Origin of the sequence: Microcoleus sp. N9_A2, from assembly GCF_036701775.1 — a bacterium.
Lineage (GTDB): Bacteria > Cyanobacteriota > Cyanobacteriia > Cyanobacteriales > Microcoleaceae > Microcoleus.
On sequence record NZ_JAUBRH010000031.1, the window covers coordinates 66,290 to 75,293 of the forward strand.

At 44.7% G+C, this 9,004-nt stretch carries 11 protein-coding genes and 1 pseudogene; 5 read left to right on the plus strand and 7 right to left on the minus strand.

Annotated elements, in window-relative coordinates:
• Positions 1 to 54: 54 nt before the first annotated feature.
• The 5 genes from QUA44_RS18260 to QUA44_RS18280 form a co-directional block, all read right to left on the minus strand.
• Entirely contained in the window at positions 55 to 666 is a 612-nt protein-coding gene (locus tag QUA44_RS18260) for an AAA family ATPase (protein WP_333252890.1), read from the minus strand.
• Between the two features lie 235 nt (positions 667 to 901).
• A complete protein-coding gene (locus tag QUA44_RS18265; protein WP_333252888.1) occupies positions 902 to 1,483 on the minus strand; it encodes an NAD(P)H-dependent oxidoreductase in 582 nt (193 codons plus the stop codon).
• A 37-nt stretch (positions 1,484 to 1,520) separates the two neighbouring features.
• Entirely contained in the window at positions 1,521 to 2,405 is an 885-nt protein-coding gene (locus QUA44_RS18270; RefSeq protein ID WP_333252886.1) for a ChaN family lipoprotein, read from the minus strand.
• Positions 2,406 to 3,004: 599 nt separating this feature from the next.
• On the minus strand, positions 3,005 to 3,367 hold the full coding sequence (locus QUA44_RS18275) for a cupin domain-containing protein (protein WP_333252884.1): 363 nt from the start codon (positions 3,365 to 3,367) through the stop codon (positions 3,005 to 3,007).
• Between the two features lie 96 nt (positions 3,368 to 3,463).
• Positions 3,464 to 3,739 (minus strand): hypothetical protein, encoded by a 276-nt coding sequence (locus QUA44_RS18280; protein ID WP_333253013.1) that lies wholly within the window; start codon positions 3,737 to 3,739, stop codon positions 3,464 to 3,466.
• A gap of 164 nt (positions 3,740 to 3,903) precedes the next feature.
• Here QUA44_RS18280 and QUA44_RS18285 point away from each other — a divergent pair, with 164 nt between their 5' ends.
• The 5 genes from QUA44_RS18285 (at position 3,904) to QUA44_RS18305 (ending at position 7,485) form a co-directional block, all read left to right on the plus strand.
• A complete protein-coding gene (locus QUA44_RS18285; RefSeq protein WP_333252882.1) occupies positions 3,904 to 4,542 on the plus strand; it encodes a peroxiredoxin in 639 nt (212 codons plus the stop codon).
• Between the two features lie 295 nt (positions 4,543 to 4,837).
• On the plus strand, positions 4,838 to 5,419 hold the full coding sequence (locus QUA44_RS18290) for a Uma2 family endonuclease (RefSeq protein ID WP_333252880.1): 582 nt from the start codon (positions 4,838 to 4,840) through the stop codon (positions 5,417 to 5,419).
• A gap of 35 nt (positions 5,420 to 5,454) precedes the next feature.
• Positions 5,455 to 6,039 carry a Uma2 family endonuclease gene (locus QUA44_RS18295; protein ID WP_333252878.1) on the plus strand — a complete coding sequence of 195 codons (585 nt, stop codon included), beginning with the start codon at positions 5,455 to 5,457 and terminating at the stop codon, positions 6,037 to 6,039.
• A gap of 65 nt (positions 6,040 to 6,104) precedes the next feature.
• Complete coding sequence (locus QUA44_RS18300) at positions 6,105 to 7,079, plus strand: cysteine synthase A (protein ID WP_333252876.1); 975 nt, start codon at positions 6,105 to 6,107, stop codon at positions 7,077 to 7,079.
• 106 nt (positions 7,080 to 7,185) lie between these two features.
• Positions 7,186 to 7,485: a (2Fe-2S) ferredoxin domain-containing protein gene (locus tag QUA44_RS18305; protein WP_333252874.1), complete on the plus strand. Its 300-nt coding sequence runs from the start codon at positions 7,186 to 7,188 to the stop codon at positions 7,483 to 7,485.
• A gap of 14 nt (positions 7,486 to 7,499) precedes the next feature.
• Here QUA44_RS18305 and QUA44_RS18310 read toward each other — a convergent pair whose 3' ends face one another.
• Both QUA44_RS18310 and QUA44_RS18315 read right to left on the minus strand, forming a co-directional pair.
• Positions 7,500 to 8,807 (minus strand): hypothetical protein, encoded by a 1,308-nt coding sequence (locus QUA44_RS18310; RefSeq protein ID WP_333309833.1) that lies wholly within the window; start codon positions 8,805 to 8,807, stop codon positions 7,500 to 7,502.
• Positions 8,794 to 8,926, minus strand: a pseudogene (locus tag QUA44_RS18315) (RNA-guided endonuclease TnpB family protein); the annotation flags it as partial. The pseudogene QUA44_RS18315 and the gene QUA44_RS18310, both read right to left, overlap by 14 nt.
• Between the last annotated feature and the right edge of the window lie 78 nt (positions 8,927 to 9,004).

Below are 9,004 nucleotides of genomic sequence, written 5' to 3' on the forward strand. Positions count from 1 at the left end.
CCGTAAATTTGAGAAGCCGTTTAGTAAGTTAGCGATCGCATCTCTGACTGCTTCTTATTGGCGATCGCGATACTCATTAAAACTATTTAGTCGTAATTCTTTTTCTAAATCTTCCCGATCTCTAAACCATTCAAAAAAGCGCCTAAAGTCGATCTGCCCTCCCGTGAGTACCTCGTCATAAGCAGTTATCTGCTGAAACGAATGTTTCGTCCTAATCTTCAAAGGAATATCAAGTACAGCGCGGTTAGTTGGGTAGTAAATAGCTAGAGGTAATGCTACGTTGGAAGTACCATCTAACTCATTGTGTATGTTGTCAACAACAGTTTTTAACTCCGCAAGGTTGCTGCTAGTATCTTTGCTTCGCCCTTTAGTGACATGAGTTAAAGACCATGCCAATTCCTGCCCATCGTTGATTGAAATTGTGATTTTATTGTGAGTTTCTTTACCTCCTTTTTTGATGTCATCGTCGTTGAAAAATCGTCCAGAACTATTGGGGTTTTGAATTCGCTTTGTCAGCCAGGACAGCAGAATAGCCAGACAATCAAGTATGCTAGATTTTCCCACACCGTTGATACCGATAAACACAGTCGGCTCATCTCTATCAAACTCCAGGGTCAAATCGCTGAAGCCTCGGAATGAGTTCATTTTTAGACGCTTGACTTTCACGCTTTGGTTCTTGTTCTGGCTGAGTGGGTTATATTTTTGAGATTATATCAAATCAATACTGCCAAATATAGTCAACAATAGACAATATTGTCAAATTAGTAAACTATCTTAAGATTATCTGCGTTGCATCTGTGTTGATCTTCTTTGAAGGATCGGTTGATCTGCTCAACCAAAGATTTATGCAATCGGTTCTGCGTTACCAGGCACAAAGCGCCTGGTAACGAGTAAAATCGCCTTATGCGATTAATTTAGACAGGACATTCGACAATTTAGCACCGAGATTTTCAACAGATTCCTGCAGTTGGGCATCTTTCATCGTACCGTCATCATTAAATGCTTCAAAAGCTTTGGGAATTGCTTTCTGATCCGGGAGGACAAACACGTTAATATTACCCAGGATCGATCGCAAATGAACCAATCCCCGCAAACCGCCCAATCCGCCAGGGGAAGCACTCATAATCACCGCTACTTTGTCAGTAAAAGCCACCAATCCCGGTTCGCCAGGAGCTGGGCGCGATACCCAGTCGATCGCATTTTTCAACACAGGCGTAACCGAACTGTTATACTCGGGAGAAGCTATCAAAAACCCATGATGCGCTATCATCAATTCCTTCAACTTCCGGGCATTTTCTGGCATTCCCTCTTTTGCTTCCAAATCTTCATCAAATATCGGCAGCGGCAAATCGCGCAAATCTAAATATGTAACTTCTGCACCCGCCGCCCTAGCCCCAGCCGCTGCAACTTTTACCAGCAGTTTGTTGTAGGATGCTTCGCGGGTACTTCCGGCAAATGCCAGTATTTTTGGTCTGTTTGTCATGGATTTTTAGGGATAATTGCTTCTGAGTAAAATTTTACTATTCCCGGTGCTGCCAAACAAAGTCAGCAATAGATTTTTCTGCCGACAAAGCAGGATTTTCACTGGAATTGAATACAACGGATCGCGTTTTTACCTTCCCGACTCCCAAACGCCTCTCGACGCGGCTGGGAATGCCGTAACCGTAAATAATATGCCCTTTCCCCGCCAAAACTACAACTTGATAGTCGGGATTGGCTTTGACAAATTCAGCGATTTTTTCCGCCATAGTTTCGTCCCACAAAACTTGGGCTTGCAAAAATCTTTCAAAAGCCGTACTATTTCCCTGTGCTGCCTTTTGGTGTTGCTGATAAACTTCTAGCAGCAGTTGCCGATATTCGGGGTTGTCGGTGCGAATTTGGGAAATTGGCGGAATGTGCTTTTTGTCCTCTGCTGTAAGGCTTTCTAGACCTTGAGTGGCAACTTTTCTCGTGACTTCTGACGGGGTATTTAAGGCGAGGACGGGTAGTTGATTTTCTTTGGCAAACCGCAAAATGGGGGCGTAATATTCCCAGGGAAAACGCCATCTGCGATCGTACTCTGTTTGCTCGACTAATTGCTCTTCTGTCAGTTTACCAGCTAAGTAGTTGTCGATCGCACTTTGGAACGGACGCTGAAACATCTCCATTGCGATCACAATTTTACGATTTTGCCGCTGCATTTCTTGAATAATTTTCAGTTGAGCTTGGTGGTCTGTCTCGCTATCGTGAGTTTCTCCGAGATACACAATTTTCGCCTTCACCAACTGTTGCAGAATCTCTTGGTTAGTGTAAGTTTGCTGCGCTTGAGGCTTCACAGTCGGTTCCGCTGTCGCTATCACATTGCTACATAGCAGGAAAATGCTCAGCGATAAAACACACAGTTTGATGAGTTTGGTTGTTTTCATAAAAATATTATGCCTGTTTCTCGCAGCAGCAACCACAGCCGGAATCTACTATTTTAGCTGAGCAGCTAGAAAGCTCGATGCTTGATTTAACTTCACAATTACCCGCAATTATCTACACCCCTAGAGGGTTGTCTTCCCTCTTCCCTCTTCCTTCTTCCCTCTTCCGACCTTTGTAAAGTTTAGTTGCAGGTACTTGCGCTTCCGAGAGAAGGTGGTAAATTAATAATATGAAGCAAACAAAAAGCTTCTCCGACAGATACCAAATCCAGATCTCACAGCGAAGTTCACAATAGAATCTAAGGAGTAAAACGCTGTTTAATCTCACATCTGTCCCATCAAAAACCAATAGCAGCACCCACCAAAAAAGCTGATACTTCCTCAAATAATTAGAGGGGAGCAATGCAACTAAATCCGAGGATTATTGCAACTCCGCATCGAAGTTTTAAAAAGAGGAAATCACTCGGTACATAAGGCTGGGTGCTGTTGTTGTTAAAAGATATTTTCGGTTTGTGATGTTTTTTTCAGTAGAGGTAGAGCCTCTAGATATGCGTTACCGGGCAGAGCCGGGTAACGAGCATAAAAGGAGAAAAATTAGAAAATTACTGGAAAATAGTCTCGTCTTCCTTTCGCCACGCGGGATCGACGATACAAATAAATATTAGCGGCTCTGTGCCACAGTTGTAAATAAACTGCTTGGCGTTTGGCGGAATGTAAACGGCATCTCCGGCTTCTACGAATTGATTTTCGTCGTCGATGTGCATTTCTCCAACGCCGCTGAGAATGTAGTAAACTTCAGAAGTGGTCAGGGAGTGCAGCGCAGAAGTTTGCCCTGCGGGCAAAGTTGCATGGGCTAAACTGTAACGCAAATCCACAGCTTCTTTGTCTGGATGCAGCAATTCTCGCAGTTGAGTACCGTCGCCAGCAATAAACTCGTCGCAGGCATTTAGCTTTTGAATGAGCATTCTTTCCGCACTCCTAAAAATCTCTCTACCACAACTTAAGTTTAATTGAAAGAGCCAGAGATGTTAAGAAATGTGTAAAGCGGCGGCAGATTTTTTTTAACCGTAAGTTCCCGATTGCGATCGATAATCAGGACAGTCGATCGCATCTTCAGATAAAGCTATTGTAGGCTGAACGGGACACTTGAGGTGGTAGTCGCCGGTGAAAAATACGCAGTTAGCACAAGGGATTTGGTGCATCCGCTGAGCTCGGCGCATAGAGTCGGCGACAGTACGCCCGATACTCGAACACAGCAAAAAAACTAAGCCCCAGGCGGAGACAAAACACAGCGGGACTAAAACAGGCTGTATTGCCTTAAGCAAAAAGTAAAGCATAGCCAGAAAATTTAGCGGTAGGAACAGGCCGCACATACCTTACAGTAGTGGAATTGGCGATCGATCGACCAAAAAGTTTAGAATCCTTTACAGCTCGATCGAGAAACCGGGCAATTATGGGATGATAGAGAACCGTCGTTAAATAAAATTAGAGGAAACCAGTTATGTCACTGCGATTAGGCGATACAGTTCCCAACTTTACCCAAGCCTCGTCTGAAGGCGAAATCAACTTCTACGACTGGGCTGGTGATAGCTGGGTCGTGTTGTTTTCCCATCCGAAAGACTATACTCCAGTGTGCACCACCGAACTCGGTGCAGTGGCCCGTCTCAAGTCAGAATTTGAAAAGCGGGGTGTCAAAACCATTGCCCTCAGCGTCGATGATGTGGATTCTCACATGGGCTGGATTAAAGATATTGAGGAAACTCAAAATGTCACCCTCAATTATCCGATTTTAGCAGATGGCGATCGTAAAGTCTCCGACATTTACGACATGATCCATCCCAACTCGCTGAACAACTTAACAATCCGCACAGTTTTTGTGATTGACCCGGAAAAGAAATTGCGTTTGAGCATTACTTATCCGGCTAGCACTGGTCGGAATTTTAATGAAATTTTGCGAGTAATTGATTCCTTGCAACTTACCGACAAATACAGCGTTGCGACTCCGGTTGATTGGAAAGATGGCGACGATTGCGTAATCGTACCTTCGATTACCGACCCCGCAGAGTTGGCAGAGAAATTTCCCAAAGGCTACACGCCGATTAAGCCTTATTTGCGGATGACTCCTCAGCCGAATAAATAGGTTTAACATTCCTGGAAGCAGAACCTAATTATGTAGGGTGCCCGCGGAGCACCTTACCTCAATTCGCGCGTCATATCAAATCCGTTGACAGCGGAATTATTATCTCTCTCTTCTCTTTCTCTGTGTCCTCTGTGCCCTCTGTGGTTAATCATTCCGATACAACGGAATTGATCCCACACCAGCTTATAGTGAGGACTTGAGTCCTTAATCCTGATTTTAGAGGACTCAAGTCCTCACTACAAACAAAAAAATTGTGCAATCTTGTCTGAACAATTTAGAGTGGAGGAAAGGCAAAATGCTGTCATCAACAATTGTGTTGCGAATACCGCCAAAATTGCAAATGACAGACGACGAGTTTTTCGAGTTCTGTCAAATCAATAGTGAGTTACGCATTGAACGCAACAAATCCGGAGAATTGCTAATTATGCCCCCTACTGGTGGAACACCAGGAAATCGCAGCGGTAGCGTCTTGGGAGAGTTGTATATTTGGGCTCGCCAAGATGGAACCGGTATGTGTTTTGACTCCAGTACGGGATTTAAGCTTTCAATGGGTGACAAGTCTCCAGATGCCTCGTGGATTAAACTGGAACGGTGGAATGCTTTATCTCAAGAACAGCAAGATAAATTCGCACCTATTTGTCCGGATTTTGTAGTAGAACTGAGGTCGGCTTCTGACAATCTCAAGCCATTGCAAGAAAAAATGCAAGAATATATGAGAGAACCAGGAGTGCAGTTAGGCTGGTTGATTGACTGCAAAAATCCCAGAGTTTATATTTACCGTCCTGGTTTGCCAGAGGAATGTTTGGAGAATCCGGCGACAGTCAGCGGCCACCCCGTTTTGCCCGGATTCGTACTCAATATGAGCAAGATTTGGTAAGCTTAGTATAGGAGCAACGATCGAGGAAATCAATTATGTTGACATCAACAATTGTGTTGCGAATACCGCCCAAATTGCAAATGACAGACGACGAGTTTTTCGAGTTCTGTCAAATCAATAGTGAGTTACGCATTGAACGCAACAAATCGGGAGAATTGCTAATTATGCCCCCTACTGGTTCGGAGACGGGAAACCGAGAAGGTAATATATTTGGGCCGCTGTGGGTTTGGGCAGAACAAAATGGTACTGGTTTAGCGTTTACTTCGAGTACAGGATTTACTCTGTCAACAGGTGCAGAAAGGTCGCCGGATGCTGCTTGGATTAAATTGGAAAGATGGAATGCTTTGTCACCCGAACAAAAGCAAAAATTTGCCCCTATTTGCCCTGATTTTGTAGTAGAACTGAGGTCGGCTTCTGACAATCTCAAGCCATTGCAAGAAAAAATGGAAGAATATATGAGAGAACCAGGAGTGCAGTTAGGCTGGTTAATTGACCGCAAAAATCGCAGAGTTTATATTTACCGTCCTGGTTTGCCAGAGGAATGTTTGGAGAATCCGGCTACAGTCAGCGGCGACCCCGTTTTGCCCGGATTCGTACTCAATATGAGCAAGATTTGGTAGAACTGCTAGCAATAAATATCAACTTATTGTAAAAATTAATCATAGGATACACACACGCAAAAAATATGGATATTAAAAACGGCTTTGTAGGCACAATCGGCAACACGCCACTAATTCGCTTAAACAGCTTCAGCGATGAAACAGGCTGCGAAATTCTCGGCAAAGCAGAGTTTCTCAATCCCGGCGGTTCCGTTAAAGATAGGGCTGCTTTATACATCATCAAAGATGCAGAAGAAAAAGGCTTGCTGAAACCGGGCGGCACCGTTGTTGAAGGCACTGCCGGCAATACAGGCATCGGTTTGGCACACATTTGCAACGCTAAAGGTTACAAATGTTTGATTGTGATTCCCGATAACCAATCTCAAGAAAAAATCGATGCTTTGAAAACCTTGGGCGCTGAAGTTCGGACTGTTGCCGCTGTTCCTTACAAAGACCCGAATAATTATGTCAAATTGTCGGGAAGATTGGCCCAGGAAATGGAGAATGCAGTCTGGGCAAATCAGTTTGACAATTTAGCCAATCGCCGAGCTCATTACGAGACAACTGGCCCGGAAATTTGGGAACAAACAAACGGGAAAATTGATGCTTGGGTAACAGCTACTGGTACCGGCGGCACTTTTGCTGGCGTAGGAATGTTTTTGAAAGAAAAAAATCCTGCTGTGAGAATTGTCTTGGCCGACCCGATGGGCAGCGGGCTTTACAGTTATTTCAAAACTGGGGAAATTAAGACGGAAGGCAGTTCGATTACTGAGGGAATTGGCACCACTCGCGTCACAGCAAATATGGAGAATGCCCCGGTAGATGACGCCATCCAAATTCACGATACTGAAGCTGTCCGGGTGATTTACCAACTGCTGAGGAAAGAAGGGCTGTTTATGGGCGGTTCTGTGGGCATTAATGTGGCGGCGGCGGTGGCTTTGGCGAAGCAAATGGGGCCTGGACAGACGATTGTTACGGTACTCTGCGACGGTGGGGCTCGGTATCAGTCGCGTTTGTTCGATCGACAATGGTTGGCTTCCAAAGGTTTATCACCAGATTAATCGTAGGGTGCGTTGCGGCGCACCTTAAAATCTGGGCTTATATGCGCGCACCTATTCCCATGATAAAAAAATAGCATATATGTAGCAGATTGTCAAGTAAAAAAACATGAAAATCACAGAATTTTCTAGGCAAGTTCTTGTTTGCCAAAACCGCACTTGTCGCAAGCAAATTGCAGCAAAGGTACTGGCAGCTTTTCAGAAATTGTCGCCCTCAGAAGTTGAAGTTGTTGCTAGCAGTTGTTTGGGACAGTGCGGCAACGGGCCGATGGTGTTGGTGCTGCCAGAAGAGGTTTGGTACAATGGCGTTTGTCCTGAAGAAGTTGCGACAATAACTGAGCAACATTTGCGCGGAGGAAAGCCAGTGGAGAGGATGCTTTATCGCAAGTTTCACCGACTTTCTCATTAGTCGATCGCCCGCCTTTAAAATTCTTCCGCAAACAATCGGCGGAGAATTTCCGTGACTTCGGCGCAAAATCTGGCGTCGAGTTCGATCGCCAAGCGATCGACATTGCTGCTGGAACCGCCTACAGCTTTTTCTGCCCGCAAAGTCATGGCTAAAGTTCTGAGTTTTGCCGGCTTTCCCGCCGCCTTCGGCCGCTCGTCAACAAACCGCACTAAAGCCACATAAACTGTTTCTAGGGTTCCCCTGATCGAGCTCAGTCCGTAACCCAATTTTGAGATAATTACTGGAGAAGTGATCAGGCTATCCATCCCCAAAGTTTTAATTGCTACGTCCACATATCGAGCGCTGTCGTGTCCCATTGCTCTGACAATGCTTTCTAAGCTGTTCCACTGAGATGCTTTCATGCGCGATCGCTGTTCGATGTGGAAGTGCCATCCTAACATGGAAATCAGCCTGGTTAAGTCATAAGCAGATACGGAATTTTTTTGTTTTGTGCTGTTTAATGCGGCACTTAGCAGCACTTGTTTTTTGGTGAGATCGAATATTTTGGGGTTATTGTGATAAGGATTTTCGCCGTAATCGCCGCGAAAAATTAGGTCATTATTGCCAGTAGCGCTCTTCAGCCATTGCTCTAGTCCTATGCGAGTATCGAAGCGTTTGAACATCGCGGCTAAGGAGTTTGAACTTGCTATATGTGAGGCATAGCTAATCATGTCTTTTGCTACATCGTAAAAGTAAAAATCTTGTTTTAGCCCGTTGCCATCTCTAACAACGCAGTTGTCAATGTCGCAGTCGGGATATTTGCTATTTACTTGACTGACGATATTAAAGAGTGGGATAATTTTAGTAGCACTCCACTGCTCAGCATTGGTAAGTGCGTTTTTCCCCAGCCACTGCGCCTGAATTTTGCCCTCTACAAAAGTACCAATACAAACGCAGGCTTCCTTGATGTCTTCGTGGAGAAAACTTAAAGCTTGAGAGTTAATTTGAGGTAGTTCTCCCAGACTGGGAAACGGGGTAAGTTTGAGGGGATTATTGGGGCCGGGAATATAGCTAATTACTTTTAAGCCGTCGGGTTTCTGTTTGAGATAATCGGGATAGTTTTTAATTTCTTGTTTGTAAGGGGATTTTTCAATGCCCCGGTCTAAAAAAGCTAGTTTGTTTATGTTAGCTTTGGCATCTATTTCCATTTGGAGGTAGTTTTTGAAGATGCGCGCTCGGTCTTTTGCGAGTTCGAGGGAGGTGAGGTTCATGATAATTGTTGGCAGTTTGTTACAAATAAGTAAATCACTATAGCTGGCAAAAGTATAGTCATTTATAGACATGGGAGGCTTCAAGCCCCTCCCCTTTCACTTTTACTTTGAGCGGATTAACCCGCCTCGGCTGAACTACGCAGCTCCCTATCAAGAGTGCTGAACGCATTTGGGATTGCTTTTCTGAGAATGATTAAAGTCAGTGAAGGAGTCGCCTCCTCCACTGCTCTCCAAAACGGAACGTGATAGTTTCCCATCATTCCGCTCCT

Coding starts and splice junctions, on each gene's coding strand:
- QUA44_RS18265 (WP_333252888.1), bottom strand. CDS start 1,483: ATGACAAACAGACCAAAAATACTGGCATTTGCCGGAAGTACCCGCGAA.
- QUA44_RS18270 (WP_333252886.1), bottom strand. CDS start 2,405: ATGAAAACAACCAAACTCATCAAACTGTGTGTTTTATCGCTGAGCATT.
- QUA44_RS18275 (WP_333252884.1), bottom strand. CDS start 3,367: ATGCTCATTCAAAAGCTAAATGCCTGCGACGAGTTTATTGCTGGCGAC.
- QUA44_RS18280 (WP_333253013.1), bottom strand. CDS start 3,739: ATGCTTTACTTTTTGCTTAAGGCAATACAGCCTGTTTTAGTCCCGCTG.
- QUA44_RS18285 (WP_333252882.1), top strand. CDS start 3,904: ATGTCACTGCGATTAGGCGATACAGTTCCCAACTTTACCCAAGCCTCG.
- QUA44_RS18290 (WP_333252880.1), top strand. CDS start 4,838: ATGCTGTCATCAACAATTGTGTTGCGAATACCGCCAAAATTGCAAATG.
- QUA44_RS18295 (WP_333252878.1), top strand. CDS start 5,455: ATGTTGACATCAACAATTGTGTTGCGAATACCGCCCAAATTGCAAATG.
- QUA44_RS18300 (WP_333252876.1), top strand. CDS start 6,105: ATGGATATTAAAAACGGCTTTGTAGGCACAATCGGCAACACGCCACTA.
- QUA44_RS18305 (WP_333252874.1), top strand. CDS start 7,186: ATGAAAATCACAGAATTTTCTAGGCAAGTTCTTGTTTGCCAAAACCGC.
- QUA44_RS18310 (WP_333309833.1), bottom strand. CDS start 8,807: ATGTCTATAAATGACTATACTTTTGCCAGCTATAGTGATTTACTTATT.